The 26,507-nt window shown below is 68.6% G+C and carries 30 protein-coding genes; 8 read left to right on the top strand and 22 right to left on the bottom strand.

Features of this window, described 5'->3' with window-relative positions; all coding sequences use genetic code 11:
* The first annotated feature begins 40 nt into the window (after positions 1-40).
* Genes AB8K43_RS07635 through AB8K43_RS07625 form a run of 3 tightly spaced genes read left to right on the top strand, consistent with a single transcriptional unit; the run spans position 41 to position 1,800 of the window.
* Entirely contained in the window at positions 41-811 is a 771-nt protein-coding gene (locus tag AB8K43_RS07635) for a HipA family kinase (protein ID WP_370893083.1), read from the top strand.
* Positions 808-1,191 carry a DUF3037 domain-containing protein gene (locus tag AB8K43_RS07630; RefSeq protein ID WP_370893081.1) on the top strand — a complete coding sequence of 128 codons (384 nt, stop codon included), beginning with the start codon at positions 808-810 and terminating at the stop codon, positions 1,189-1,191. Before AB8K43_RS07635 ends, AB8K43_RS07630 begins: the two co-directional genes overlap by 4 nt.
* Before the next feature lie 54 nt (positions 1,192-1,245).
* The gene (locus tag AB8K43_RS07625; RefSeq protein ID WP_370893079.1) at positions 1,246-1,800 is read left to right on the top strand and encodes a YbhB/YbcL family Raf kinase inhibitor-like protein; all 555 of its coding nucleotides are present in this window, start codon (positions 1,246-1,248) and stop codon (positions 1,798-1,800) included.
* 13 nt (positions 1,801-1,813) lie between these two features.
* Here the strand turns inward: AB8K43_RS07625 and AB8K43_RS07620 are convergent, their stop codons facing one another.
* The 7 genes from AB8K43_RS07620 to glgA all read right to left on the bottom strand — a co-directional run bounded on the left by AB8K43_RS07620 (position 1,814) and on the right by glgA (position 8,041).
* Entirely contained in the window at positions 1,814-2,626 is an 813-nt protein-coding gene (locus AB8K43_RS07620; protein ID WP_370893077.1) for a TrmH family RNA methyltransferase, read from the bottom strand.
* 12 nt (positions 2,627-2,638) lie between these two features.
* Positions 2,639-3,364 carry a sulfite exporter TauE/SafE family protein gene (locus AB8K43_RS07615; RefSeq protein ID WP_370893075.1) on the bottom strand — a complete coding sequence of 242 codons (726 nt, stop codon included), beginning with the start codon at positions 3,362-3,364 and terminating at the stop codon, positions 2,639-2,641.
* A complete protein-coding gene (locus tag AB8K43_RS07610) occupies positions 3,361-4,134 on the bottom strand; it encodes a sulfite exporter TauE/SafE family protein (RefSeq protein WP_370893073.1) in 774 nt (257 codons plus the stop codon). The genes AB8K43_RS07615 and AB8K43_RS07610 overlap by 4 nt, the downstream gene beginning before the upstream one ends.
* A gap of 64 nt (positions 4,135-4,198) precedes the next feature.
* A complete protein-coding gene (locus tag AB8K43_RS07605) occupies positions 4,199-5,419 on the bottom strand; it encodes an SPFH domain-containing protein (protein WP_370893070.1) in 1,221 nt (406 codons plus the stop codon).
* Between the two features lie 15 nt (positions 5,420-5,434).
* Positions 5,435-5,938 (bottom strand): NfeD family protein, encoded by a 504-nt coding sequence (locus tag AB8K43_RS07600; protein ID WP_370893068.1) that lies wholly within the window; start codon positions 5,936-5,938, stop codon positions 5,435-5,437.
* A 90-nt stretch (positions 5,939-6,028) separates the two neighbouring features.
* A complete protein-coding gene (locus AB8K43_RS07595; protein ID WP_370893066.1) occupies positions 6,029-6,817 on the bottom strand; it encodes an ABC transporter ATP-binding protein in 789 nt (262 codons plus the stop codon).
* 33 nt (positions 6,818-6,850) lie between these two features.
* Positions 6,851-8,041 carry a glycogen synthase gene (gene glgA, locus AB8K43_RS07590; RefSeq protein WP_370893064.1) on the bottom strand — a complete coding sequence of 397 codons (1,191 nt, stop codon included), beginning with the start codon at positions 8,039-8,041 and terminating at the stop codon, positions 6,851-6,853.
* 77 nt (positions 8,042-8,118) lie between these two features.
* Between glgA and glgC the strand changes: the two genes are divergently transcribed.
* A complete protein-coding gene (gene glgC, locus AB8K43_RS07585; protein ID WP_370893062.1) occupies positions 8,119-9,369 on the top strand; it encodes a glucose-1-phosphate adenylyltransferase in 1,251 nt (416 codons plus the stop codon).
* 24 nt (positions 9,370-9,393) lie between these two features.
* A complete protein-coding gene (serB, locus tag AB8K43_RS07580; protein ID WP_370893060.1) occupies positions 9,394-10,122 on the top strand; it encodes a phosphoserine phosphatase SerB in 729 nt (242 codons plus the stop codon).
* Here serB and fabI read toward each other — a convergent pair.
* Both fabI and fabG read right to left on the bottom strand, forming a co-directional pair.
* Positions 10,119-10,874: an enoyl-ACP reductase FabI gene (gene fabI / locus AB8K43_RS07575; protein WP_370893058.1), complete on the bottom strand. Its 756-nt coding sequence runs from the start codon at positions 10,872-10,874 to the stop codon at positions 10,119-10,121. The genes serB and fabI overlap by 4 nt on opposite strands.
* A gap of 51 nt (positions 10,875-10,925) precedes the next feature.
* A complete protein-coding gene (gene fabG, locus AB8K43_RS07570; RefSeq protein ID WP_370893056.1) occupies positions 10,926-11,639 on the bottom strand; it encodes a 3-oxoacyl-ACP reductase FabG in 714 nt (237 codons plus the stop codon).
* A 168-nt stretch (positions 11,640-11,807) separates the two neighbouring features.
* Between fabG and AB8K43_RS07565 the strand changes: the two genes are divergently transcribed.
* Both AB8K43_RS07565 and AB8K43_RS07560 read left to right on the top strand, forming a co-directional pair.
* Positions 11,808-12,092, top strand: coding sequence for a DUF3099 domain-containing protein (locus AB8K43_RS07565; RefSeq protein WP_370893054.1), 285 nt, complete (start codon positions 11,808-11,810; stop codon positions 12,090-12,092).
* 37 nt (positions 12,093-12,129) lie between these two features.
* A complete protein-coding gene (locus tag AB8K43_RS07560) occupies positions 12,130-12,909 on the top strand; it encodes an SURF1 family protein (protein WP_370893052.1) in 780 nt (259 codons plus the stop codon).
* Here AB8K43_RS07560 and AB8K43_RS07555 read toward each other — a convergent pair.
* The 6 genes from AB8K43_RS07555 to AB8K43_RS07530 all read right to left on the bottom strand — a co-directional run bounded on the left by AB8K43_RS07555 (position 12,906) and on the right by AB8K43_RS07530 (position 20,074).
* Positions 12,906-14,783 (bottom strand): ABC transporter ATP-binding protein, encoded by a 1,878-nt coding sequence (locus tag AB8K43_RS07555; protein WP_370893050.1) that lies wholly within the window; start codon positions 14,781-14,783, stop codon positions 12,906-12,908. The genes AB8K43_RS07560 and AB8K43_RS07555 overlap by 4 nt on opposite strands.
* Positions 14,784-14,802: 19 nt before the next feature.
* On the bottom strand, positions 14,803-15,504 hold the full coding sequence (locus tag AB8K43_RS07550) for a sirohydrochlorin chelatase (RefSeq protein WP_370893049.1): 702 nt from the start codon (positions 15,502-15,504) through the stop codon (positions 14,803-14,805).
* Positions 15,505-16,014 (bottom strand): NAD(P)-dependent oxidoreductase, encoded by a 510-nt coding sequence (locus tag AB8K43_RS07545; protein WP_370893047.1) that lies wholly within the window; start codon positions 16,012-16,014, stop codon positions 15,505-15,507.
* Positions 16,011-16,739: a phosphoadenylyl-sulfate reductase gene (locus AB8K43_RS07540; protein WP_370893045.1), complete on the bottom strand. Its 729-nt coding sequence runs from the start codon at positions 16,737-16,739 to the stop codon at positions 16,011-16,013. The genes AB8K43_RS07545 and AB8K43_RS07540 overlap by 4 nt, the downstream gene beginning before the upstream one ends.
* Positions 16,736-18,406 carry a nitrite/sulfite reductase gene (locus AB8K43_RS07535; protein WP_370893043.1) on the bottom strand — a complete coding sequence of 557 codons (1,671 nt, stop codon included), beginning with the start codon at positions 18,404-18,406 and terminating at the stop codon, positions 16,736-16,738. The genes AB8K43_RS07540 and AB8K43_RS07535 overlap by 4 nt, the downstream gene beginning before the upstream one ends.
* A gap of 69 nt (positions 18,407-18,475) precedes the next feature.
* Positions 18,476-20,074, bottom strand: a complete 1,599-nt coding sequence (locus AB8K43_RS07530) for an ABC-F family ATP-binding cassette domain-containing protein (protein WP_370893041.1) — start codon at positions 20,072-20,074, stop codon at positions 18,476-18,478.
* A gap of 119 nt (positions 20,075-20,193) precedes the next feature.
* On the opposite strand from AB8K43_RS07530, the gene AB8K43_RS07525 reads away from it, so the two are divergent.
* Positions 20,194-21,105 (top strand): neutral zinc metallopeptidase, encoded by a 912-nt coding sequence (locus tag AB8K43_RS07525; RefSeq protein ID WP_370893039.1) that lies wholly within the window; start codon positions 20,194-20,196, stop codon positions 21,103-21,105.
* A 323-nt stretch (positions 21,106-21,428) separates the two neighbouring features.
* Here AB8K43_RS07525 and AB8K43_RS07520 read toward each other — a convergent pair whose 3' ends face one another.
* From AB8K43_RS07520 to sufD, 7 genes are read right to left on the bottom strand one after another with little or no spacing between them, the layout of a single operon-like run.
* A complete protein-coding gene (locus AB8K43_RS07520) occupies positions 21,429-22,016 on the bottom strand; it encodes an acVLRF1 family peptidyl-tRNA hydrolase (protein ID WP_370893038.1) in 588 nt (195 codons plus the stop codon).
* 10 nt (positions 22,017-22,026) lie between these two features.
* Positions 22,027-22,356, bottom strand: a complete 330-nt coding sequence (locus AB8K43_RS07515; protein ID WP_370893036.1) for a metal-sulfur cluster assembly factor — start codon at positions 22,354-22,356, stop codon at positions 22,027-22,029.
* Entirely contained in the window at positions 22,353-22,826 is a 474-nt protein-coding gene (gene sufU / locus AB8K43_RS07510) for a Fe-S cluster assembly sulfur transfer protein SufU (RefSeq protein WP_370893034.1), read from the bottom strand. The genes AB8K43_RS07515 and sufU overlap by 4 nt, the downstream gene beginning before the upstream one ends.
* Before the next feature lie 6 nt (positions 22,827-22,832).
* Positions 22,833-24,110 carry an aminotransferase class V-fold PLP-dependent enzyme gene (locus tag AB8K43_RS07505; protein WP_370893033.1) on the bottom strand — a complete coding sequence of 426 codons (1,278 nt, stop codon included), beginning with the start codon at positions 24,108-24,110 and terminating at the stop codon, positions 22,833-22,835.
* A gap of 2 nt (positions 24,111-24,112) precedes the next feature.
* Complete coding sequence (sufC, locus tag AB8K43_RS07500) at positions 24,113-24,871, bottom strand: Fe-S cluster assembly ATPase SufC (RefSeq protein ID WP_370893031.1); 759 nt, start codon at positions 24,869-24,871, stop codon at positions 24,113-24,115.
* 53 nt (positions 24,872-24,924) lie between these two features.
* The gene (locus AB8K43_RS07495) at positions 24,925-25,275 is read right to left on the bottom strand and encodes a non-heme iron oxygenase ferredoxin subunit (RefSeq protein WP_370893029.1); all 351 of its coding nucleotides are present in this window, start codon (positions 25,273-25,275) and stop codon (positions 24,925-24,927) included.
* Positions 25,272-26,468, bottom strand: a complete 1,197-nt coding sequence (gene sufD / locus AB8K43_RS07490; RefSeq protein ID WP_370893027.1) for a Fe-S cluster assembly protein SufD — start codon at positions 26,466-26,468, stop codon at positions 25,272-25,274. The genes AB8K43_RS07495 and sufD overlap by 4 nt, the downstream gene beginning before the upstream one ends.
* Positions 26,469-26,507: the final 39 nt, after the last annotated feature.

Below are 26,507 nucleotides of genomic sequence, written 5' to 3'. Positions count from 1 at the left end.
GGCGTGGGACGAATCCGCATCGGCACGTACCCTAAGCCGCGTGTTGGAACACGTGACCGCCACTCGCTACGCGGTGCCCCTGAAGGAAGGGGGTTCGCTGCCGGGCCTCGTCGAAGCCGACGACCTCGGGATGTACGTCGTGAAGATGCGCGGTGCGGGACAGGGCTTGAAGGTCCTCGTCGCCGAGGTGATCGTCGGGGAGTTGGCGCGCCGGCTGGGCATCGCGGTCCCCCGGCTCGTCGAGATTGAGTTGCCCAAGGACATCGCCCGCTATGAGGCCGACGAAGAGGTCCAGGACCTCCTCACCGCCTCGGTCGGAGCGAACCTCGGGGTCGATTACCTGCCGGGTGCGTTTGGGTACGACGGCTCGCGGCCGGCCCCCTTCGAGGTGGCCGATGACATCGTCTGGCTCGATGCCTTCACCGCGAACGTCGACCGCACCTGGTCCAATCCGAACCTGTTGCTCTGGCATGACCAGGTCTGGGCGATCGACCACGGCGCGGCGCTGTGGTTCCACCACGCGTGGCCGAGCAAGGAACCGAACGCGCGCCGGTTCGCCGAGCAGCCGTTCAACGCCGACGATCACGTCCTCGCCGACCGGGTGCAAGACATCAAGAGCGCCCACCAGATGGCGCTTGCGACCCTGAAGCCCGATGTCATCGAGGAGATCGTCGCGATGGTCCCCGAGGAGTGGCTCGAGCTCACCCCCTTCCTCGACACCCCGGACGCGGTGCGACGCGCCTACCGCGACCACCTCACCGCTCGCCTCGCGCGACCGGAGGCCTGGCTGCCGAAGGGAGGAGGCCGATGACCGCCCCGATGCCCTACCAGTACGTCGTACTGCGGGCGGTGCCCCGCGCCGAGCGTGAGGAGTTCGTCAACGTCGGAGTCGTCCTGCGATGTCAGGCGGCGGACTTCTTGGGCGCCGATTTCGCGCGCTCGCCCGAACGCCTCGCCGCACTCGCCCCAGACCTCGATCTGGCCGCCGTCGACGCCGCGCTCGGCGTCGTGTGCGATGTTGCGAAGGGGGTCGAAGGGGGCGGGCTGCCCCGCCTCGCCGACGACGGCCGGCGGTTCGGGTGGCTCAGCGCCCCGCGCAGCACCGTGATCCGCCCCGGGCCGGTTCACAGCGGCCTCACCACCGATCCGGCCGCCGAACTGCAACGGCTGATGGACCGGTTGGTGCGCTGACCCACCCGGTCCGACCCCCTTCACCTGCGCGGCGATCCACCCTAAGGTCGAACAATGAGCCTTGAGCGACCCGCGGCCCCGTTCCCCTACGACCTGCTCCCGCCGACCGAAACCTTCCTCGTCACGAGCGACAACTTCAGCGAGGGCGACACGCTCAGCAAGCGGCACGTCTACGACGGCTGGGGCTTCGACGGCGAGAACATCTCCCCGCACCTGACCTGGCGCAGCCAGCCGGAGGGGACCAAGTCCTTCGCCGTCTCCTGCTTCGACGCCGACGCCCCGACGCCCGCGGGCTTTTGGCACTGGACCATCGTCGGGATCCCCGCCGAGGTGACCGAACTCGCCGAGAACGCCGGTGCCAACGGTGGCGAGGGCCTCCCGGAAGGGGCCTGCATGTGCCGGACCGACTTTGGGACCAAGGACTTCGGGGGTGCGGCGCCGCCCGAGGGTGATATCCCTCATCGTTACGTCTTCGCCGTGCACGCGCTCGATACCGACGACCTTGGCATCGACGACTCGGTCAGCTGCACGGTCGCCGCCTTCAATTACCTCGGCGCGACGATCGGGCGGGCCACCATCACCGGGATGTACCAGAACACCGGCGAGTAACAGGCAACGACGCCTAGCCGCGAGGGCGAAGGGCGTAAGCGGCGACGGCTCCCGCAGCCGCCACATTGAGCGAGTCCACTCCCCCGGCCATCGGGATCGTGACGGTGAGGTCGACCCGCGCCAGCGTGCGCGCGCTCAGCCCATCGCCCTCGGTGCCGAGGACCAAAGCGAGGCGCTCAGGTGGGTCGGCCGCGAGGTCATCAAGATCAACAGCGTCGGGCGCTAGGGCGAGCGCTGCGACGGTGAACCCCAACTCCCGCAACTGATCCACGCCCGCGGGCCACGGCTCAATCCGGGTCCAGGGGACCTGGAAGACCGTGCCCATCGAGACGCGCACGGACCGGCGATAGAGCGGATCGGCGCAGCGCGGGGTGACCAGAACCGCGTCGATCCCGAGCGCGGCAGCCGACCGGAAGACCGCCCCGACGTTCGTGTGGTCGACGACGTCTTCGATGATCAGCACGCGCCTGGCGTCGGCGACGATCTCGGCGAGCGGCGGCGGCGTCGGCCGATGCATCGCCGCCAACGCGCCTCGGTGCACCTGGTAGCCGGTAATCGCGGTCACGACATCGTCCTCGGCGACATAGACGGGCGTGCCGTCGGCCTCGGCTGCCACGATGAGATCGGCGAGGTCGTCCAGCCAGCGCCGGCCCATGAGGAGCGAGCGAGGGCGGTGTCCGGCCGCGAGGGCACGACGGATGACCTTCTCCGACTCGGCAATGTAGAGCCCGCCCGCCGGTTCGAGGACGCGCCGCAAGCGCACGTCGGTCAGGCGGACATAGTCGGCGACGCGGTCATCTTGCGCGTCCTCAATCTCGATTGGCACGGGGCCCATTATCTAAAGGTGGATGAGGAGCGTGCGGACCAGCACGCTCGCCCCCGCGACGACGCAGAAGGCGAGGACGACCTGGCGCATCTTCTCCTGGTCGAGGCGTTTGCGCGCCGGGAAGGACAGCGCGAACCCGGCGATCACGAAGGGGATCCAGGTCAGCCCCACGTGAATTTGCTGCTCGGTGACGGTCCCGCCAAGAGTGAGACCGCCGAGCGAGAGGATCACCCCGACGATGAAGAAGACGGCGAGGGTGCTGCGGATCCGCGCGGGTCGCTCGTGTTGCAGGACGAGCGCGAAGAAGGGGCCGCCGATCGCCCCGGCGGTCGCGCTGATCCCGGTCACCGCTCCCGCCGCGAGGGCATTGCGCCCCGTCGCCGCGATCCGCAGGCGCCACACCGAGAGCGCGACCACGATCAGGATGAGCGCGCCGACGAGCGCCCCGATGAGATCGGGCGAGGCCCAGGCGACCAGCAGGACGCCGGCCGGGGTGAGCGCGATGCGGCCGAGGAGAGCCCACCCCAGAGGCCGCCAGGCGATATCGCGCGGGCCGACCAGCAGTTCGATGATCGGCACGACGAAGGTGGCGATGAGGACGGCACCTGGCATCAGAGCCGGCTCGGTGAAGATGACGAAGGGGGACGCCACGACGGCGAGCCCGAAGCCGACAGTGCCCTGGACGAAGGCCCCGACGGCCATCGCGACTCCGAGCCAGAGGATCGCCTCGGTGCTCACGAGTCGAGCACGATCTTGGTGATGCCGACGAGGCCGATCACGACGATCACGGCGCGCAGCACATTGGGGGGCAGGCGGCGGCCGATCCGGGCACCGAGGAAGCCGCCCATCAGCGCACCGATTGCGATGAGGGCGGCGATCCGCCAGTCCACGAGTTCCGGCGCGACCAGGATGAAGATCAGCGAGGCGACCGCATTGACGGCCGTGCCGAGCACGTTCTTGAGGCCATTGAGCCGCTGCAGCGGCTCGGTGGATAGGGCGCTTAGCAGCCCGATCAGGATGACCCCCTGAGCGGCTCCGAAGTAGCCGCCGTACATCCCGGCGACAAAGATCCCACCGATAAGCGCGATGACCTGCCAGGTCGGGGTCACTCCCCCTTCACGATGGTGTGATCGGCCCCAGGCCTGAAGGCGGGGCCCGGCGATCACGAGGATCACTCCGAGCGCGATGAGCACCGGGACGATCGCCTGGAAGGCCTCGGGCGGCAGGACAAGTAGCAGCAGGGCGCCGCTGATCCCGCCAAGGAGCGAAGCCGGCAACAGCCGTGCGACGAGCCGGCCCGCGCCCTTGAGTTCCGGCAGGTACCCCGCAGTCCCGCTGATCCCACCGGCCACCAGCCCGATGGAGTTCGAGATATTCGCGGTGACGGGCGGGACCCCGAGCGCGAGCAGGGTCGGGAAGGTGATCAGGGTGCCCGAGCCGACGATCGTATTGATGGCCCCGGCGGCCAGCGCTGCCACGATGACGGCAACGACTTCAACGACGGACACCCGGCCAACCCTAGAGGGCTGGCCGGGTGTCCGGAGAGTCGGCTCGCGCCGGGAGGAACGAGGACTACCGCTGCGGGAAGTCCGGGCTCTCCGGTGCGGGCGGGGGCACGTCCGGCATCGGCGGACCGGTCGGAGGCGCGGTGGGCGCGCTCGGTGCACTCGGCGGCTCGGGAGCGCGCGGGGCGTCCGGGATCGAGTGCCGGGGCGAGGCGGAGGGCTGCACCCGTTGGGCCGGGGTCGCGTGCTCGGTCGCCTCCCGGCTGGCCTGACCGGCCTGACCGCGGGCTTCCTTCAGTGCCTCGCGCGGGTCCTCCAGGACCGTGTCGTCGAAGGCGTCGTCGGTGACCTCTTCGGGCACATCGACCCAGTCCTCGCTGTCGATGCCGCCGGGGCCGTTGCTGTCGCCGCCCTGGCCGAGCGCGCCGCCAATGCCGCGAAGGGCGTCGGTGAGCTCGGAGGGGACGATCCACATCTTGTTGGAGTCACCACGGGCGATCTGCGGGAGGACCTGCAGGTACTGGTAGGCCAGCAACTTCTGGGTGGGCTTGCCGCGGTGAATCGCGTCGAAGACCTGCTTGATGGCGCGAGCCTGACCCTGTGCCTCGAGGATGCGAGCCTGGGCCGAACCCTCGGCGCGCAGGATCTGGGACTGCTTCTCACCCTCGGCCGTCAGGATCTGCGACTGCTTGACACCCTCGGCGTTCAAGATGGCGGCGCGGCGGTCCCGCTCGGCCTTCATCTGCTTCTCCATCGATTCCTGCACGCTCATCGGCGGGTCGATGGCCTTCAGCTCGACGCGGTTGACGCGGATCCCCCAGCGGCCGGTCGCCTCATCGAGGGCGCCGCGGAGCTGGCCGTTGATCTGGTCACGGCTCGTCAGGGTCTGCTCCAGGTCCAGCGAACCAATGACATTACGCAGCGTGGTCACGGTCAGCTGCTCGATGCCCTGGATGAAGTTGGCGATCTCGTAGACGGCCCGCTTGGCGTCGATCACGGTGTAGTAGATGACCGTGTCGATGTTCACCACGAGGTTGTCGGAGGTGATGACGGGCTGCGGCGGGAAGGAGACGACCTGCTCGCGCAGGTCGATATTGGCGCGGACCTTGTCGACGAAGGGCACCAGGATGTGGATGCCCCCTTCGAGGGTGCGCGAGTACCGGCCGAGTCGCTCGATGATGAGCGAGGTCTGCTGCGGGACGATGCGTACGGTCTTAAAGAGCAGGACCAACGCGAAGAGCAGCAGGGCCAGCAGGAAGATCAGCAAGACCCCTGTACCTGAGTTCATTGTTTCCTTTCGACGTTAGGCTCCGCCGACCGGCGGACCCCCCTGATGAGCATCGGGCGATTGGTAGCCGGCGGGCTGGTTGGTGACGACGGCAATGGCGCCGTCGATGGCGAGGACTCGCACCTCTTCGCCGGGCTCGCAGGGCGGCGCGCCATCGGGGACGCGGGCGCTCCAGGTCTCGCCGGCGAGTCGAACCCGGCCATCGGTTTCGGTGACGGTCTCGATCACCCGGGCCAAGCGGCCCGGTAAGGCCGCTGCCCCGATCGAATGCGAGGCCTCGGAACTGGCGAACTGGCGCTTGACGTAGGGGCGCAGGAAGAGGATCAGCGCGAAGGAGACGACCACCGCGATGATGACCTGCCACACGAAGCCCAGGCCGGCTCCGGCCGCGACCGCTCCGGCGAGTGAACCACCGGCGAGCATGACGAAGGTGAAGTCGACGGTCGCAGCCTCGATCGCCACCAGGACGAGGGCGAGGCCGAGCCACGCGAGCCAGAGGTTCTGATCGAGCCACTCCATGGGTGATCCCCCTTCATCGGATGGGTGCGACGGTGCTGCCTTCATCTTGCCTTGTCAACGGCCCCGCCGACGAACCCAGGACCGAAGTTGTTACCGGTCCGTCGCCCGTGCGGCCCACCGGTCGCCGCGCCGCTCCAACTCCAAAGGGAGCCCGAAGGTGGCGCTCAGATTCTGCGCGGTGAGGGCCAGCTCGAGCGGACCTTGGGCGACGATCCGCCCCTCGCGGAGCAGGAGCACGTCGGTGAAGTGCGGCGGGATCTCCTCGACGTGGTGGGTCACCATGATCGTGACCGGGGCTTCGACATCCTCTGCGAGGGCGCCGAGTCGGCCGACGAGGTCCTCGCGGCCCCCGAGGTCCAGTCCGGCGGCGGGCTCGTCGAGAAGCATCAGCTCCGGATCGGTCATCAGGGCCCGGGCGATCTGCACCCGCTTGCGTTCGCCTTCGGAGAGCGTCCCAAAGCGCCGCTGCGCGAGATGCTCGGCGCCAAGCGAGCGCAGCAACTCCCTTGCGCGCGCGTGGTCGAGGTCGTCATAGGACTCACGCCACCTTCCGACGACCCCCCAGGAGGCGGTGACGACCACATCGGAGACGGTCTCCCCCGCCGGGATCGCTTCGGCCAGCGACGAACTCGCGAGGCCAATCCGAGGCCGCAGTTCGAAGACGTCGACCGCACCGAGGACCTCATCGAGGATGCCGGCGACGCCGGAGCTCGGGTGCATCCGGCCGGCGGCCAATTGCAGCAGCGTGGTCTTGCCGGCCCCGTTCGGTCCGAGGATCACCCAGCGTTGACCCTCTTCGACCTCCCAGGTGATATCGGCGAGCAGGTGATTGCCGCCGCGCACGACACCGACTCCAGCGAAGGCGAGGACGTCACTCATGTCCTCGACCCTAACGGCTGACCGCGATCGGTATTAGGGCAGGACCGAGCGGTACACCTCGAGCGTCGACTCCCCGATGCTCGTCCAGGAGAACTCATCGATCGCGCGGGCCCGCCCAGCGATCCCGAACTCTCGGGCTCGGGTGAGGTCGGCGAGGGAGGTGTTGAGTGCCGCCGCGAGGTCGGCGACGAAGCGATCGGGATCGGTCGGCGTGCCGGTGCCGTCTTGGACCTGTTCGATCGGTACCAGCCAGCCGGTCTGCCCGTCGGCGACGACCTCCGGGATGCCGCCCGTGGCGGTCGCGACGACGGGCAACTCGCAGGCCATGGCCTCGAGGTTGACGATCCCGAGCGGCTCGTAGATCGACGGGCAGACGAAGACGGTGGAGGCGGTCAGCAGGGCGATCACCTGCTCGCGCGGCAGCATGTCGGCGATCCACACGACCCCGTCGCGGGTCGCGCGGAGGTCGGCGATGAGTCCTTCCACCTCGGCCAGGATCTCGGGCGTGTCGGGAGCCCCGGCGCAGAAGACGAGCTGGACTTCCGGCGGCAGTTCTCGCGCGGCGCGCAGCAGATAGGGCAGGCCCTTTTGGCGGGTGATCCGACCGACGAAGATGACTGCGGGGCGCTCGGGGTCGACGCCGTGGGAGCGCACGATCTCGTCATTGCGCTGCGGTCGCCACAACTCGGAGTCGATGCCGTTGTGGACGACCTGGACTCGGTCGGGGTCGATCGAGGGGTAGCTGCGCAGGATGTCGGCGCGCATCCCATGGCTCACCGCGATCACCGCCGCTGCGGCCTCGTACGACGTCTTTTCGATCCACGAGGAGAGGCGGTAGCCGCCGCCGAGTTGCTCGGCCTTCCACGGGCGAAGGGGTTCGAGGCTGTGTGCGCTGATCACGTGCGGGATGCCCTGGAGGAGGGAGGCCGTGTGGCCGGCTAAGTTCGCATACCAGGTGTGCGAGTGGACGAGGTCGGCGCCGGCGGTATCGGCCGCCATCGCGAGGTCCACCCCCATGGTCTGAAGGGCGGCGTTGGCCCCCTTCAGCTCGGTGAGGTCGGGATACCCGGTGGTGCCCTCTTCGCCCCGTGGTTCGCCGAAGCAGCGCACCATGACCTCGAGATCGCCGCGGGCCCGAAGCGCCTTGGTCAACTCCGCAACGTGCACCCCCGCCCCACCGTAGATCGCTGGCGGATATTCCTTGGTGAGGATGTCGACTCGCACGGTTCCCACACTAGGGGGGACCGGCTAGGTTCGATAGGTAGGCAGCGATTCGAGACCGACCCCTCCTGGAGGTTCCCATGCCCCGTCGCGGCGCACCGAAGGTGCTCGTCATCGTTTTGGCGGGAGGTGAGGGTAAACGGCTGATGCCGCTCACGGCGGACCGGGCCAAGCCCGCGGTCCCCTTCGGCGGGATCTATCGGTTGATCGACTTTGCGCTGTCCAATGTGATCAACAGCAAGTACATGAAGGTGGTCGTGCTGACCCAGTACAAGTCGCACAGCCTCGACCGGCACGTCTCGAGGGCGTGGCGGCTCTCGACGATGCTGGGCGACTACGTGGCGGCGATCCCGGCGCAGCAGCGGCGCGGCAAGCAGTGGTACATGGGTAGCGCCGATGCGATCTATCAATCGCTCAACGCGCTCAATGACGAAAAGCCCGACATCGTCGTGGTCGTCGGCGCCGATCACGTCTACCGGATGGATTTCTCCCAGATGGTGGCCGAGCACATCGACAACGATGCCGCCTGCTCCGTCGCGGCGATTCGGCAGCCGATCACCATGGCTGATCAGTTCGGGGTGATCGAGGTCGACCCGGCGAACCCGCAGCGGATCAGCGCCTTCCGAGAGAAGCCGACCGACGCGAAGGGGCTCCCGGATAACCCCAACGAGGTGTACGCCTCGATGGGCAACTACGTCTTTAGCGCCGACGCCCTCGTCGAGGCGGTCACGGCCGACGCCAAGAAGGAGGGCAGCAAGCACGACATGGGCGGCGACATCGTGCCCGCCTTCGTCGAGCAGGACGCCGCCTACGCCTACGACTATTCGACCAATGACGTGCCGGGATCGACCGACCGCGACCGCGGGTACTGGCGCGATGTGGGGACGATCGACTCCTACTACGACGCCCACATGGAGCTCATCTCGATCCACCCGGTCTTCAACCTCTACAACTACGACTGGCCGATCTACACCCACTACGGCCCGTACCCGCCGGCGAAGTTCGTCCACGGGGACGGCAACCGGATGGGCGAGGCCCTCAACTCCTCGGTCTCTCCCGGCGTGGTGATCTCGGGGGCGCAGGTCAACAACTCGATCCTGTCGCCAGCCGTGCACGTCCACTCGTATTCGACGGTCACCGACTCGGTCGTGATGGATGGCGCCAACATCGGGCGGTACTGCACGATCCGCAAGGCGATCCTCGATAAGGGCGTCACCGTCCCCGAGGGCACCCGGATCGGGATCGACCGCGAAGAGGACCTGGCGCGTGGCTTCCACGTCACCGACAGCGGCATCGTCGTGATCGGCAAGGGCCAGCACATCGACGGGTAGGCACCCCCCGTAGCCTTACCCGGCGTGAGCACCATTGCGCCCGATGACTTCCGGTTGCCCCCTTCGCTTGAAGGCGGTGAGCCGCGCCTGCTCATCATGGATGTCGACTCGACCCTGATCGAGGACGAGGTGATCGAGCTGCTCGCCGACCACGCGGGGGTGCGCGCCGAAGTGGCCGCCGTCACCGAGGCGGCCATGCGCGGCGAACTGGACTTCGCGCAGAGCCTCCACGCCCGGGTGCAGACCCTCACCGGATTGCCGATCTCGGTGATCCACGAGGTGCGCAGGCGGGTCCGGCTCACCCCCGGCGCGCGCACGCTCGTGCGGACCTTCCGGGCGCAGGGCTGGCCGGTCGCCGTCGTCTCAGGCGGTTTCACCGAGGTGGTCGAGCCGCTCGCTGCCGCCCTGGACATCCCGTACGTGCGGGCCAACACCCTCGAGGTCGAGGATGATCGCCTGACCGGCCGGGTCCTCGGCGCCGTCATCGACCGCGCGGCGAAGGCGCAGTTCCTCCGTGAGGTCGCTGCCGACGCGGGCGTCCCGGTGGAACGGGCCGTCGCCGTCGGTGATGGCGCAAACGATCTCGACATGCTGGCCGCCGCCGGTCTCGGCGTCGCCTTTTGTGCCAAGCCAGCGGTGCGCGAGCAGGCCGATGTCGCGATCACGACGCGGCGCCTCGATCGGGTGCTCGACCTCTTGGGGATGGACCCCGTCCCCGTCGCGAACGACGACGGCTCCACTCCCCTGGCTTAAATGCCCATCGCGTGCACGCCGCCGTCGACGTGCACGATCTCCCCCGTCGTGGCGGGGAACCAGTCGGAGAGCAGCGCGATGCAGGCCTTCGCGGTCGGCTCGGGGGCGTCCACATCCCAGCCGAGCGGGGCTCGGTCATCCCAGGATTCCTCGAACTGCTCGAAGCCCGGGATGGATTTCGCCGCGGTCGTGCGGATGGGCCCGGCCGCGACGAGGTTGCAGCGAACCCCCTTCGGCCCGAGATCGCGAGCCAGGTACCGGTTGGTCGACTCAAAGGCCGCCTTCGCCACCCCCATCCAGTCGTAGACCGGCCAGGCGAAGGAGGCATCGAAGGTCAGCCCGACGACGCTGCCCCCTTCGCTCATGAGCGGCAAGGTCGCAACTGCCAGGGCCTTTAGCGAATACGCGGAGACGTGCACGGCGGTCGAGACGTCCTCCCAGGTCGCGTCGAGGAAGGTGAAGGCACCCTCGGGCGCGAAACCGATGGAGTGCAGGACCCCGTCGATCCGGTCGGTGTGCTCGCGGAGGCGCTCGGCGAGGGTGTCGAGGTCCTCCGTGCTCGTGACGTCGAGCTCGATGACCGGCGCCTCCTGCGGCAGTCGCTTCGCGATGGTGCGGGTGATCTTCATCGTCCGCCCGAAGGAGGTGAGGATGACCGTCGCCCCCTGCTCCTGGGCGATCCGGGCGACGTGGAAGGCGATGGAGGACGGCATCAGCACGCCGGTGATGAGCAGGGTCTTGCCGGTCAGCATGAGGTGGGGCCTTTCGGGAGTCGGGAGCGAAGGGAGGAGGCGCGGGCGAGGTCAGTGACCCATGCCAAGGCCGCCGTCGACGGGGATGACAGCGCCGCTGATATACGCGGCGTCATCGGAGGCGAGGAAGGCCACGGCTGCGGCGACCTCTTCGGGGGCGGCGAATCGCCGGGCGGGGATCGACGCCTGGTACTCCTTTTGGGTCTTCTCCGGCAGGACCGCGGTCATATCCGTCTCGACGAAGCCCGGAGCAACGACATTGGCGGTGATCCCGCGCGCCCCGAGCTCGCGGGTCACCGACCGGGCCAGGCCGACGAGGGCCGACTTGCTGGATGCGTAGTTGACCTGCCCCGGCGATCCGTAGAGCCCGACCACGCTGGAGATCAGGATCAGCCGTCCGAAGCGGGCTCGCACCATGGGGGTGGCCGCCTTGCGCACGCACCGGAAGGTGCCGGTGAGGTTGGTGTCGGTCACCTCGGTGAAATCGTCATCGCTCATCCGCATGAGGAGGGTGTCCTTGGTGATCCCGGCATTGGCGACGAGCACCTCGACTGCTCCCCCAAGGTGCTCCTGCGCGGCGGCGAAGGCGGCATCGACGGACTCGGTGTCGGTCACCTCACAGGGGACGACGGTGAGTCCCTCGACGGGGTCACCGGACCGCGAGGTCACAACGACCTGGTGGCCATCGGCCACCATCCGGTGGGCGATGGCCAGGCCAATCCCCCGACTGCCTCCGGTGACAAGGACTCGGCGTGCGGTCGTCATCGGTAACGATTCCTCCGTGCGTGTGGTGCGTGAGCGCTTCTTTGCGATGTGGCCTGGGTCACCCTCGACGGTAGAGCACTGGGGCCGGATCGCGCGCATCGTGGGGGCCGAGCGGTCAGGTGGGGCGGCAGTCGGTCGATCCTCAGCCAGGGCGCGTACCCTGGTGCGGTGCCAGAACCCGCACCCATCCAATCGATCACCACGGCCCCTGTCACAGCGGCCGCGGAGCGAGCGGTGCGCACGCGGAACTACTTAATTTCCATGGCGATTCGCACGATCTGCTTCATTTCGGCAGTGATCGCCGACGGCTGGTTGCGCTGGGTCTGCGTCGCGGCCGCCGTGGTGCTGCCGTATGTCGCTGTGGTGGTCGCGAACGCGGTGCGGCCGCGAGGTGTGCCGGCCTCCGCTACCCCAGCCGGGGTGCACCACTCCCGTCACCTCGGGCGCGCATGAGGCAAGTGGTTTGGCAGCGCGGTCGTCAGGGCCGCCCATGATTCGCCGTGCCCTCACCTGGCGCTGGCTCGGGTGGTTCGCCGCGGCCACCGCCTTCGCCGTCATGGCTTACCTGCTCGGTCAGTGGCAATGGGGGCGGTACGAGGACCGCTCCGCCCGGGCCGATCGGATCGAGGCCAACTACGACGCGCCGCCGGTCGCGATCGACGGGGTGCTCGATAGTGCCCCGGTCCCCCTTCAGCGGGAATGGACCCGCGTCACCGCGACGGGCACCTACGACGACGAGCATCGGTATCTCGTCCGGAACCGACCGCACGACGGGACCTACGGGTACGAAGTGGTGGTCCCCCTTCGGCTCGACGACGGTACCGCGGTGCTGGTGGATCGCGGGTGGGTGCCGAACTCCGACGAAGGGGCGACGGTCGCGCCGCAGGTCGCCCCATCGCCGAGCGGGGAGGTCACGGTCACCGGATGGGTACGCCCGAGCGAGCCCGCCGACTCCCGCGACTTGCCGCAAGGCCAGACCTACAACATCGATGTCCCCACCCTCGCCGAACGCTCGGAGCTCGACTTGCGTGGGGGCTATCTGATCCTCCAAGAGGACGGCGGCAGTGAGCGTCCCGCTCCCCTGGAGCGCCCGGATACCGGCATCGGTCCGCACATGGCCTACGCCATCCAGTGGTGGCTCGCGATCCCCGCCGCCTATGCCCTGATCTTCTTCGCGCTGCGCCGGGAACACCAGGGCGCCACGGGGACGACCCCAGTACGGCCGGTCAAGCCGAAGAAGACCCGCATCTGGGACGAAGAGGACGGCTAGACCTGGGCGACAGCCTCGGAGAACTGGGTCTCGTAGAGGTCGGCGTAGAGCCCTCCCGCGGCGAGGAGTTCGACGTGCGTCCCCTGCTCAACGATCCGGCCGCCGTCGACGACGACGATCTGGTCGGCGCCGCGTACGGTCGAGAGGCGGTGCGCGATGACGAGCGCGGTCCGACCTGCGAGGGCATGGTCGAGCGCAGCCTGGACCGCGGCCTCGGATTCGCTGTCGAGGTGTGCGGTCGCCTCATCGAGGACCACCACCGCCGGGCTCTTTAGCAGCAGTCGGGCGATCGCGAGACGCTGCTTCTCGCCTCCGGACAGGCGATGCCCGCGGTCTCCGACGATCGTGTCCAGGTCGGCGGGCAGCGAGGTGACGAGCGGCCAGATCTGCGCAGCGCGCAGCGCGTCGATCATCTCGGCCTCGGTCGCGCCGGGGCGTGCGTAGTCAAGGTTGGCGCGGATGGTGTCGTGGAAGAGGTGGGCCTCTTGGGTCACAACTCCCACGGTGTCGCCGACCGAGGCGAGCGTCGCATCACGCAGGTCAACACCACCGATCCGCACGCTCCCTTCGCTCGGGTCATAAAGGCGCGCGACCAGGGAGGTGATCGTCGTCTTGCCGGCGCCGCTCGGGCCGACCAGGGCGACGAGGTGGCCGGGTTCGACCCGCAGGGTGACATCGCTAAGGACCGGTCCGCCCCCGGTGCGATCGCCGGTGGTCGACCCTTCGAGGGATCGGATGGAGATGTCGTCGGCGCTCGGGTACGAGAAGGTCACGTGATCGAGGTCGACCGCGAGCGCGTCGCCGGAGGGCAGCGGCTGGGCGCCGGGCCGCTCGGTGACCGTCGGTGCGAGGTCGAGGACCTCAAAGATCCGCGAGAAGGAGACCAGGGCGGTCATGACGTCGACCCTGGCGTTCGAGATCGCCGTCAACGGCCCGTAGAGACGCGCGAGGAGAGCGGTCAGGGCGAGCAGGGTGCCGATCGTGAGCGTGCCATCGACGGCCAGCAGGCCGCCGACGCCATAGACCATGGCGGTCGCGATCGAGGCGACGAAGGTCAAGGCGACGAAGAAGATCGTCCGGTTCACCGCGATCGTGACGCCGATATCGCGGACGCGGGCCGCCCGCGCGGCGTACTCGGTGCTCTCGCGGTCGGGACGTCCGAAGAGCTTGACGAGGAGCGCGCCGCCGACGTTGAAGCGCTCGGTCATCTGCGAGCCCATATCGGCGTTCAAATTCATCTGCTCGCGGGCCATCCCGGCGAGGCGCCGACCCATCCACCGCGCGGGGATGAGGAAGAGCGGCACGAGGGCGAGGGCGCCGAGGGTGAGCGGCCAGGACAGGTAGGCCATGGCCCCGAGGATCAGGACCAGGGAGATCACATTGGAAACGAGCGAGGAGAGCACGGTCGTAAACGCCTGCTGAGCGCCGATCACATCGGAGTTGAGCCGGGTGACGAGCGCGCCGGTCTGAGCCCGGGTGAAGAAGGCGATCGGTTGGCGCAGGACATGGCTGAAGACCTGCGATCGCAGGTCGTAGATCAAGCCCTCTCCGATGCGGGCGGAGAACCAGCGCTGGATCACGGTGGTGACCGCCTCGAGGATGGCGATTCCGGCGACGATCAGGGCCAGCGTGATCACGACCTCACGGTCGCCGGGGGTGACGCCTGCGTCGATCAATTCCTTGAGGAGCAAGGGGGTTGCGACGACGGTCCCGGCGCCAAGGGAGACGAGCGCGAGGAAACCCGCGATCAGGCGGCGATAAGGGCTCGCATAGCCGAGGACGCGGCGCGCGGTCCCTGGTGGCAGATCGACATCCTTGACCGAATCCTCTTTGGTGAGCGAGCGCATGAGCTGCCAGTTGCCGCCCATAGACATGGCCCACGCTCCGATTCGCCTAGATCTGCTCTTCCGCCGGGTCGTAACGCCGAGCCGGCGCCCTAGATTCCCACACTCGGTGCACGACCAGGTCTTGCACGGCCCGGGTGCGGGCGAGTTCGCCCGGGATGTGCGGTAGCCCGCGGGCCGCCGCGACCTCACGAACACGGTCGCTCAGCACCCCTTCGGCCAGGGTGAAGGGAGCCAAGGTCACCGTTCCATGACGCGCGACGAGCTGATCGAGCAGGCCGGTGAGAGCGCGACGATCGGACAGGGCCGCCCCGTGCCAATCGGGCCGACGAATATCGGCCGCGAGTTGGGCTTTCAGGCCCCGCAGCGCGTTCCCGTCGGAGGATCCACCAGCGACGAGGACGACGGGACCGCTCCCGACGAGTTCGGCCACGGCATCGAGCAGCGCCGGGTCCGGTCCGAGCGCCCGGGTCACGGTGACCTCGGCACCCGCCTTCTCCAGCGCGGCCGCAGCGGCCGGGATGTCGACGCGGGCGTGATAGGCAGGCGTGAGGAGCAGGGGGACGACGGTCACCCGCTCCCCCGCCGCCAGGTCGGCCGCGATGGCCTCTGGCGAGGGAGCGTCGTGCTCGAGGTAGGCGATCTCCACCCGCTCCGGGGCGAGCGCGGTCCGCGCGGCGGCGACGAGCCCAGCGAGACCGCTGCGGTGACGAGCATCCGGGGAGCCGTGCGCGATGAGCAGGACCGTCATCTAGATCGCGGGAACCCGGCGCCGTCGTACGGGCAGGATTTCGTGCTCGAGCTCGAGCATGACCGCATCGCGAACCGCGACCGCGCGCCTCGGATCCCGGTCCCCGGTGACCGCGATCGTGAGGCCCTCGGCGGGTCCCCCGGCCGCGCCACGGGCGACCGCCGGGGTCCACGCGGCCGAACGAGTCGCGTTATCGGCGCGCACGCACCAGATCCCTCTGGTGTCCGCGTCGCGCGCTACCTCGGCGTTGACCTCAGCGTCATCGGTCGCGGCATGCACCAGCCAGACGCGCTCGGGATGCTCGAGGGCGTGCGCGTCGTAACCCTTCGCGGTCCAGGCCACCCGAGGATCGGTGAGCAGAGCGCGGGCGTCTGCGCCGAGGGTTGGGGCGACGAAGAGGACGCGTCCGCCTCCTTCGAGCACGCCCTGCGCTCGCCGCGCACCGACCCGGCCAGCCCCGACCACGACGACGAGCCGGTCGGTGAGATCCAGGCTGAGGGGGTAGGTCATGTGTGCAGGCCGCATTCGGTCTTGGCCTGGCCGGACCACCGTCCGGCGCGAGCATCCTCGCCCGCGAGCACGGCTCGGGTGCACGGCGCGCAGCCGATCGAGGCGTAGCCCTCGTCGCGAAGGGGGTTTAAGAAGACGCCATTGTCGGCGACATACCGATCGACGTCATCGGCGCTCCAGCCGGCGATGGGGTTGATCTTGGCCATCTCGCGGCGGGCATCCCACGACACGACCTCGATATCGGTGCGGGTGGGAGCGTCCTCGCGGCGCATGCCGGTGACCCAGGCGCTGCGGCCCGTGAGGGCCCGCTCGAGGGGCTCGACCTTGCGCATTGCGCAGCAGCGGTCGGGTGCCCGCTCGTAGAGCCGCGGTCCGTGCTCAGCGTCCTGATGAGCGACGGTGGTGAGCGGCAGCACGGTGCGCACCGAGATCGGCAGCATCGCCTCGTAGGCGTCGCGAGTGCCCAGGGTCTCGGCGAAGTGGTAGCCGGTGTCGATGAAGAAGACGTCGGCTCCCTCGAGCGTGGTCCCGACGAGATGGACGAGGACCTCATCGCCCATGGAGCTGGCGACGGTCAAGCCCTCGCCGTGCTGGGCCTGCGCCCACTGGAGCGCTCGACGGGCCACCTCTACGCGCCCTTCGTAGGTGTCGCCGAGGTCGCTCTCCAGCGCAGCGAACAGGCGGCTGGCCGTCGCGGTTTCGGCTTCGATCGTGGTGGTGGTCATCGGATCTGCTCCTCATCGGCAAGGCGCACCCAGGACGCGAACGATTGACGCGGCTCGCGGTGCGCCAGGTAGGTCCGGGCGAGCCGTTCGATGTAGTCGGGGAGGTCGTCCGCGGCGACCTTGAGGGCGCGGGTCTTGCGGGCGAGGGCCGCATCCTCGGCGAGTGCCCCACCGAGATGGACCTGGTACATCTCGACCAGGCCGCCGTCTTCGCCCTTCTGCACCATTCCCTTCAGGCCGACGTCGGCGACCTGACTGCGCGCGCAGGAGTTCGGGCAGCCATTGATGTGGATGGCGAAGGGGACGTCCATCTCGGGGAGGCGCTGCTCCAACTGCTCGACGGTCCAGCGTGCCCGCGCCTTCGTTTCGGTAAGGGCCAGCTTGCAGAACTCGATGCCGGTGCAGGCCAGCACTCCACGGCGCCACTCGCTCGGCGTGGCGGTCAGGCCCAGCTCGCCGAGTTCGGCGACGAGCCCGTCGGCGCGGTCCGGTTCGACGTCGAGGACGAGCAACTTTTGGTGGGGGGTGAGCCGCACGCGGCGCGACCCGACGGCCTCGGCGAGCTCGACGACCCGGCGCAGGATTGTCCCACTCACGCGCCCGGCGATCGGTGCCACACCGACCCAGACGCGACCGTCGCGCTGCGGGTGCACGCCCACATGATCGCGGCGGGCGCCCTCGGCGAGTTCGGCAGCCGGTCCGTCGATCAGTTCCCGGTGCAGGTACTCCTCTTCGAGCACCTCCCGGAAGCGCTCTACGCCCCAGTCGGCGACGAGGAACTTCAGCCGGGCCTTGTTGCGTAGGCGGCGGTAGCCGTAATCCCGGAAGATCGAGATGACGCCAGACCAGACGTCGGCGACCTCATCGAGCGGCACCCACACGCCGAGGCGTTGGGCCAGCATGGGGTTGGTCGACAGGCCGCCACCGACCCACAGGTCGAACCCTGGGCCGTGCTCGGGGTGCTCGACCCCGACGAAGGAGACGTCGTTGATCTCGTGGGCGACGTCGAGGCTTGGCGACCCGGAGATTGCCGTCTTGAACTTGCGCGGCAGGTTCGAAAAGGCGGGGTCACCGATATAGCGGCTCACAATTTCGTCGACCGCGGGCGAGCCGTCGATGATCTCATCGGCGGCGATCCCGGCTACCGGGGAGCCGAGGATGACCCGTGGGGTGTCCCCGCACGCCTCGGTGGTCCCAAGGCCAACCGCCTCCAGGCGCTCCCAGATGGTAGGGACATCTTCGATCCGCACCCAGTGCAACTGGATGTTCTGCCGGTCGGAGATGTCGGCGGTGTCGCGAGCGAACTCGCTGCTGATGTCGGCGATCACGCGCAGTTGCGTGGTGGTGAGGGCCCCGCCGTCGGAGCGGACCCGCATCATGAAGTACTCGTCGTCGAGGCCGTCTTCGCCGGTGTGGCTCGCATCGAGGCCGTGCTTGCGCTGGGTATAGAGGCCATACCAGCGCATCCGACCGGTGAGGTCGTCCTTGGGAATCGAGGAGAATCCTTCGTGCGCGTAGATCGTCTCGATCCGCTCGCGCACGCTCAGGCCGTCATCGGCGGCCTTGAAAACCTCGTTGGGATTGAGCGGGGTCCGGTCGCCATCGGCCCAGGCTCCGGTGGCCTTGCTCCGGGTCGGTCGGCTCGGGCGGTCGGTGGTGGCAGTCACTCGCCCCACAATACATGTCTACTTATCTAACGCATAACGTCCCGTTATGGATATGGGCGTCCGGGGACATCACGCCAGCGAGATGAGATCCCGGTAGTCCGGACCCCAGAGGTCCTCCACCCCGTCAGGAAGCAGCAGGATGCGCTCCGGGGAGAGGGCATCGACCGCCCCTTCGTCGTGGGTGACCAGGACAACGGCCCCCTTATAGGTCGCAAGCGCCCCCAGGATTTCGGCCCGGGAAGCCGGGTCGAGGTTGTTCGTGGGTTCGTCGAGGAGCAGGACATTGGCCGAGGAGACGACGAGAAGGGCGAGCGAGAGTCGGGTCTTCTCGCCGCCGGAGAGCACCCCGGCGGGCTTGTCGACATCCTCGCCGGAGAAGAGGAAGGACCCGAGGACCTTGCGGACCTCGGTCTCCCCCAGATCCGGCGCGGCCGACTTCATGTTGTCGAGGACGCTGCGGTCGACATCGAGATTCTCGTGCTCCTGGGCGTAGTAGCCAAGGCGCAGGCCATGCCCGTGGTGGACCTCGCCGGTATCGGGCGAATCGACACCGGCGAGCATCCTAAGCAGGGTCGTCTTCCCGGCGCCGTTCAGCCCGAGCACAACCACGCGCGAACCGCGGTCAATGGCGAGGTCGACGTCGGTAAAGACCTCCTGGCTGCCATAGGAGCGGGAGAGGCCGCTTGCGGTAAGTGGCGTGCGTCCACACGGGGCCGGCTCGGGGAAGCGCAGTTTGGCCACCTTGTCGTGGACCCGCTCCCCTTCGACCCCGGCCAACATCTTCTCGGCGCGGCGCATCATCTGCTGGGCGGCGACGGCCTTGGTCGCCTTGGCGCGCATCTTCTCGGCCTGCTCAAGCAGCGCGCCAGCCTTCTTCTGCGCGTTGGCCAGCTCGCGCTTGCGGCGGCGCTCGTCGGTCTCGCGCTGCTGGAGGTAGGCCTTCCAGCCGACGTTGTACTGGTCGAGCTCACCGCGATTGGCGTCGAGGTGGAAGACGCGGTTGACCACGACCTCGAGGAGATCAACATCGTGGCTGATGATGACCAAGCCGCCCGCGTAGTTCTTGAGGTGATCGCGCAGCCAGGCCACGGAGTCGGCGTCGAGGTGGTTCGTTGGCTCGTCGAGCAGCAGTGTCTGCGCCCCGGAGAAGAGGATGCGCGCCAATTCGACGCGGCGGCGCTGACCGCCGGACAGGGTCCCCAGCTCCTGGTCGAGGCGATGGGTCTCGATGTTGAGCGCGGCGGCGATCGCCGAAGCTTCCGACTCGGCCGCGTATCCGCCCGCGGCCTCGAACTCGGCGTCGAGGCGGGCGTAGCGGCGCATCGCCCGCTCCATCGTCTCCGGGTCCGCGCTTGCCATCTTCTTCTCCGCCACCGTGCGGTCGGTGACGATTCGATCGAGGCCACGCGCCGAGAGGATGCGCTGACGAGCGGTGACCTGCAGGTCACCGGTTCGTGGGTCCTGGGGCAGATATCCGACCTCGCCGGAGGACGTGGTGGTGCCGGCCGCGGCTTGCCCCTCCCCCGCGAGGTACTTCGTCAGGGTCGTCTTCCCCGCGCCATTGCGTCCGACGAGGCCCACGCGGTCTCCCGGCGCGACCCGGAAGGTGGCGTCCGAGAGGAGAATGCGCGAGCCGGCGCGCAACTCGATGCCGGAGGCGGTGATCACGGGTCAAGAACTCCTGAGTCGGCGTTATGCACTACCTCGGGGCAGCGCCGGGCTAGTCTAGGCGCGTTCTGGGCAGGCACCCCCACCGCTTTTTCTGCCCCTGCGCCCCGGGAGGCCACATGAGCTTCAACGACAACGCAAACCTCGACACCTCACGGGTGGGCGGTGGAGGCGGCGGTCGTGGTCCGGTCGTGGCCGGTGGCGGCATCCTCGGGCTCGTCGTGCTCGTCGTCGCGATGCTCCTTGGCGTCAACCCCAACGATGTGCTGGGTGACCAGGGGCAAGGGAGCGGGCAGCAATCCGACAACTCCTCCCTTGAGCAGTGCAAGACCGGTTCTGACGCGAACGCCAACCGTGACTGCCGGATGGTGGCGACGGAGAACTCGCTCTACGACTTCTGGTCGAACGAGCCCGGAGTCGCGAGCGATCTGGGTCAGTCGGGGCGCTCCTTCGAGCCCCCAGCGGAGGTCGTGATCTATCACGGCACCGCGCAATCACGGTGCGGGACCGCGAGCAACCAGGTGGGCCCCTTCTACTGCCCGCTCGATCGCAAGATCTTCATCGACACCGACTTCTTCGACCTCATGCAAAAGCAGTTGGGTGCCGAGGACGGCGCGCTCGCCGAGGAGTATGTGCTCGCTCACGAGTACGGGCACCACATCCAAAACCTCTACGGGATCCTCGGCGAGTCCCAAAAGGACCCGAAGGGCCGCACCTCCGGCGCGGTCCGCGTCGAGCTCATGGCCGACTGCTTCGCGGGGATGTGGGTGCAGCACGCGACGACCACCAAGGACAAGAGCGGTCAGCCGCTGATGAAGCCGATCACCGAAGAGGACGTGAAGAAGGCCCTGAGCGCCGCCCGCGCGGTCGGGGACGACACGATCCAGCAGCGCTCCGGTGGCGGGGTGAATCCCGACGGCTGGACCCATGGGTCGGCGCAGGCGCGCCAGCAGTGGTTCCTCACCGGGATGAAGGCCGACGGGATCAATAGCTGCGACACCTTCGCGGTCCAAGATCCCGAAAACCCGTAACTCGGACGTCCCTCCCCGACGGTTCGGGGGCCGGGATGTGTCGGTGGGGCGCGTGACCTTGCACTTACCGACGGTTCGGGGGTCGGGTGGTGTCGGTGGGGGGCGTGAGTGTGCACTTACCGACGGTTCGGGTGCCCGGGTGGTGTCGGTTGGGGGCGTGACCTTGCACTAACCGACGGTTCGGGTGCCCGGGTGGTGTCGGTTGGGGGCGTGACCTTGCACTAACCGACGGTTCGGGGGCCGGGTGGCGTCGGTCGGGCGCGTGACCTTGCACTTACCGACGGTTCGGGCGCCGGGAAGTGGCGGTCCCGGCACCCCTGTGGTCAGGGATCGGTGATCGCGAGGCGGACCGCGCGGCCGCGATGGGCGGCGTCCTGCAACACCTTTAGGCGCGGATCCGGCAGGTCGTAGAGCTCGCGTCGCGGCAGAGCAAGAAGGGGGCGCAGCCGGGCCTCGTCGGCGAACACCGTGAGCAGGCTTGCAACGAGCGCCTTGTCCCCGCCCACGACCAGGGCGCCGAGTGGGGCATCGCTAAGGTGCCGGATCGCGGGTTCGACCAGGGCGAGGACCAGTGCGTCGGCCTGGTTGGCCCGGCGCCGGGCGAAGCGTTGCTGGGACCATCCACCGGCGGCAGTACGGGACTGGACGTACTTCGTGCCGGTGGTGTGGGCCGGGAGCGCTCCCCCTTCGGCACGACCGACCGCCCAACCACCGCGGCGGACCAGCAGCAGCCCTAAGGGGTCATGATCGAAGCGCTCCCCCACGATGTGGGTGCCGTCCGCGGCGACGATCTCGAAGGACGGGTCGTGCGGACCTCCGGTCCAGGCGAGGTCACCGTGGCGCTCTCGAACGCCGTCGAGCCAGCGCGGGAGTCGCGCTGGCTCGACTTCGACCCGACGGGGCCCACTCATCGTCGGAGTTTTAGATGTTGAAGCCCAAGGCCCGCAATTGCTCGCGGCCGTCCTCGGTGATCTTGTCCGGACCCCACGGCGGCATCCAGACCCAGTTGATCCGGTGGCCGGTCACGAGGGAGTCGACGGCCTGGGCCACTTGGTCCTCGATGACATCGGTCAGCGGACAGGCCGCGGAGGTGAGGGTCATGTCGATGACGGCGTGGTTTGCCGGGTCCACGGTGATCCCGTAGACGAGGCCGAGGTCGACGACATTAATCCCGAGCTCGGGGTCGACGACATCGCGCAGCGCCTCTTCGACATCGGCGACATTGCTGGGGGTGGTCACGGTCTCGCTCATGCGTCTACTCCTTGCTCGGTACGCCCGGAGACGTCGATGCCGGCCTGGGCCAGCGCGTCGGTGAGGGCCATCCAGCCCAGGAGGGCGCACTTGACGCGCGCCGGGTACTTCGCGACGCCGGCGAGGGCGACACCGTCGCCGATCACCTCTTCGTCGCCGCTGATCTCGCCCTTCGAGGTCAGCATCTGCTTCATCGCCGCGTGGGTCGCGAGGGCGTGTGCGACATCCTCGCCGGTCAGTTCTTCCGCGAGGATCGATGTCGACGCGGTCGAGATCGAGCAGCCCACGGCCTCATACGAGATGTCGGTGAGGCGCGCGGTCTCGTCATCGCCGTCGACGTGCACCCGCAAGGTCACCTCGTCGCCACAGGTCGGGTTGACGTGGTGTACCTCCGCGTCATACCCGTCGCGCAGCCCGGCGCCATGAGGGCGCTTGCTGTGCTCGAGGATCAACTCCTGGTAAAGGTCCAAGGGTCGTCAACTCCCGTTCGTGTCGAGCCCGAAAATCACGGGCACCTGGTCCAGCGCCGAGAGGAAGGCGTCTATTTCCGCAGGGGTCGTCGTGACCGCGAGCGAGGCACGGGTGCTCGCCGGGACACCGAAGCGGCGGTGCAGCGGCCAGGCGCAGTGATGCCCGACCCGCACGGCGATGCCCTGGTCGTCGAGGACCTGACCCACGTCGTGAGCGTGAACCCCGTCGACGACGAAGGAGACCGCGCTACCCCGCTCGATGTTCTCGGTCGGCCCGATGACCCGCACCCACGGGCGCTTGGCGAGCCCGTCGAGGAGCAGCCCGGTCATCGCGTGCTCGTGGGCGGCGATCCGCTCGACACCAATCTCTTGCATCCAGCGCACCGCCGCCGCGAGGCCGATCGCCTGGGAGGTCATCGGCACGCCCGCCTCGAAGCGGGTGGGCGGAGCGGCATAGGTGCTGCCCTCCATCCGGACCAGCTCGATCATCGAACCGCCGGTGATGAAGGGGGGCAGCTGCTCGAGGATCTCGTATCGGCCCCAGAGGACGCCGATCCCGCTCGGGCCGTACATCTTGTGCCCCGAGAAGGCGAGCAGGTCGACCCCGAGCTCGGAGACGTCGACCGGCATGTGGGGCACGGACTGGCAGGCGTCGAGCACGGTGAGGGCACCGACGCCCTTCGCGGCCTCGACAACCCGGGCCACATCGGTGACCGCGCCCAGCACATTGGACAGGTGCGTAAACGCAACGATCTTGGTGCGCTCGGTGACGAGCTCTGGAAGGGAGTCGAGGTCGAGGCGGCCCTCGTCGGTGATGTCGATCCACTTCAGCGTGGCCCCGGTCCGTCGCGCGAGCTCCTGCCAGGGCACGAGGTTCGCGTGATGCTCGGCGACCGTGATCAGGATCTGGTCATCCGGACCAACCCGCATCGGCGAACCCGGCTCGGCGTTGGAGCCCGCGTACGCGACGAGGTTCAGCGCCTCGGTGGCGTTCTTCGTAAAGACGATCTCGTGCGCCGGCGCGCCGATCAGTGCGCCGATGTCCCGGCGCGCCTGCTCGTAGGCCTCGGTCGCCTCTTCGGAGAGCGCATGCGCCCCACGGTGCGGCGCCGCGTTGTGGGTGGTCAAGAACTCCCGCTCGGCGTCGAGCACCGCGACCGGTTTTTGCGAGGTCGCGCCCGAGTCGAGGTAGACGAGGTCCCGCCCATCGCGCACCGTGCGCGTCAGAATCGGGAACTGGTCGCGGATCTGCGCCAGTTCCTCGGAGCTGATGGGGTCGGTCAAGGTCAGGCCTGCGCAGCGACGAAGCGGTCGTAGCCCTCGGCCTCGAGCCGCTCGGCGAGCTCGGGACCGCCCTGCTCGGCGATCCGGCCGTCGACGAAGACGTGCACGAAGTCGGGCTTGATGTAGTTGAGGATCCGCGTGTAGTGCGTGATCAGCACGACGCCAGCGTCGGTCTCGTCCTGGACCCGGTTGACGCCCTCGGAGACGATCCGGAGGGCATCGACGTCCAGGCCGGAGTCGGTCTCGTCGAGGACGGCGAAGCGCGGCTTCAGCAGCTCCATCTGGAGGATCTCGTGGCGCTTCTTCTCCCCGCCGGAGAAGCCCTCGTTGACATCGCGCTCGGCGAAGGCGGCGTCCATCCGCAGGTTCTCCATCGCGCCCTTGACGTCCTTGATCCAGTGGCGCAGCTTCGGGGCCTCCCCGGAGATGGCCGTCTTGGCCGTCCGCAGGAAGTTGCTGACCGTGACGCCGGGAACCTCCACGGGGTACTGCATCGCGAGGAAGAGGCCGGCGCGGGCCCGCTCGTCGACGCTCATCGCGAGGACATCCTCACCGTCGAGGGTGACGGTGCCGGAGGTCACGATGTACTTGGGGTGCCCGGCGATCGAGTACGCGAGGGTGGACTTGCCCGAGCCGTTGGGGCCCATGATCGCGTGGGTTTCGCCGGAGTTGATGGTGAGGTCGACGCCCTTGAGGATCGGCTTGGAACCTTCCTCGGTGTCGACGCTGACGTGCAGGTCGCGGATCTCTAGCGTTGCCATGACAGTGGTACTCCTGAAAAAAAGTGAAGAAATCGAAGGGGGACGAAGGGGGCTTAGGCGCGCCGGGGCGGAGTTTCGGACAAGGTGACCCACACCTGGCCGTCGATCACCTCGACGGTGTGGGTCACGACCGGGACGGTCGCGGGCAGGCCGCTCGGCTCACCGGTGCGCACATCGAAACGCGAGCCGTGGAGCCAACACTCCAGCTGGCAGCCGGAGAGCTCGCCCTCGGAGAGCGAGACGTTGCCATGCGTGCAGGCATCGTCGATGCAGTAGACGCCGCCATCATCGGTGTGCACGATCGAGACGAGCCGTCCGTGGATGTCGGCCTTAGCCGCGCCCACCTCGGGCAGCTCGCCGACCGAGCAGACGAGTATCGGTTCGGCGCTCGCGGGGGCACTCACAGCGCTCCCCCTTCGAGTTCGGCGTCGATCGCGGTCATGATCCGCTCGCTGATCTCGGGGACGCCGATCCGAGCGACGATCGCCGCGAAGAATCCGCGCACGACGAGGCGGCGGGCCTGGTCCTGCGGGATGCCGCGGGCCATCAGGTAGAAGAGTTGCTCATCGTCGAAGCGCCCGGTCGCCGAAGCGTGCCCGGCACCGGCGATCTCACCGGTCTCGATCTCGAGGTTCGGCACCGAGTCGGCGCGCGCCCCGTCGGTCAAGACAAGGTTGCGGTTGAGCTCGTAGGTGTCGGTGCCCTCGGCCGCGGCGCGGATGAGGACATCGCCGACCCACACGGTGTGGGCGGTCTCGCCCTGCAGCGCGCCCTTGTACTCGACGTTGCTGCGGCAGTGCGGCGCTTCGTGGTCGACGAAGAGGCGGTGCTCCAGGTGCTGGCCCGCATCGGCGAAGTACACCCCGAGGCCCTCGAAGGAACCACCCGGCCCCGCGTAGGTCGCGTTGGTGTTGAGGCGCACGATCCCACCGCCGAGGGTGACCGCGATGTGGCGCACGCTCGCGTCCCGCCCGACGACGACGTCGTGCTGGCCGAGGTGGATCGACGAGTCGTCCCACTCCTGCACGGTCACGACCGTGAGGTCGGCGCCATCACCGGCAGTGATCGTGAGCAGTTGCGAGTACTCCGCGCGCCCCGTGTGCCGCAAGACGATGGTCGCCTTCGCGTGATGCCCGACTCGCAGCCAGTAGTGGCCGTGGACGAGTTGCCCATCGGTGCCATTGAGCGTGAGCCGCAACGGCTCGTCGAGCTCGGCGTTGGCCGCGACATCGACCACGGCGACGCCATCGCTGTGGGCGGCGGCGAGGACCGCGGCGCGGTCGGCGGGCTTGGGCAGGTCGCTCGTGCGCGCCTGCTCGACCGTGAGGTGGGCGGCACTTACGCCCTCGGGCAGGGCCGCATCCCAGTCGAGCCGCTGGCCCGTCGCCTCGTCGCGAAAGAGCGCGCTGAGGTCAGCGACCGGCGTGAAGCGCCAGTCCTCCTCCCGGCCCGTCGGCACGGCGAAATCCGCCACGTCGAAGGACTGGGTCCGCTCGGCGCGAGACTGGTCCGGGACCATCGCCTCCGCAGAATCGGTGTGCGCGGAGGAGCCCGGGGTGACCAGGCCGGCCCCCTTCGAATCGGTCAGCAAGCTCATGCATCGTCCTTATTCACGCTCAGGGGGTTCGTTGTGGGG

This window comes from Janibacter sp. GXQ6167, from assembly GCF_041365945.1.
Taxonomy (GTDB): Bacteria; Actinomycetota; Actinomycetes; order Actinomycetales; family Dermatophilaceae; genus JBGFSK01.
The sequence above is the reverse complement of the archived record's forward strand: the minus strand, read 5'-3'. Positions and strand labels throughout refer to the sequence as shown.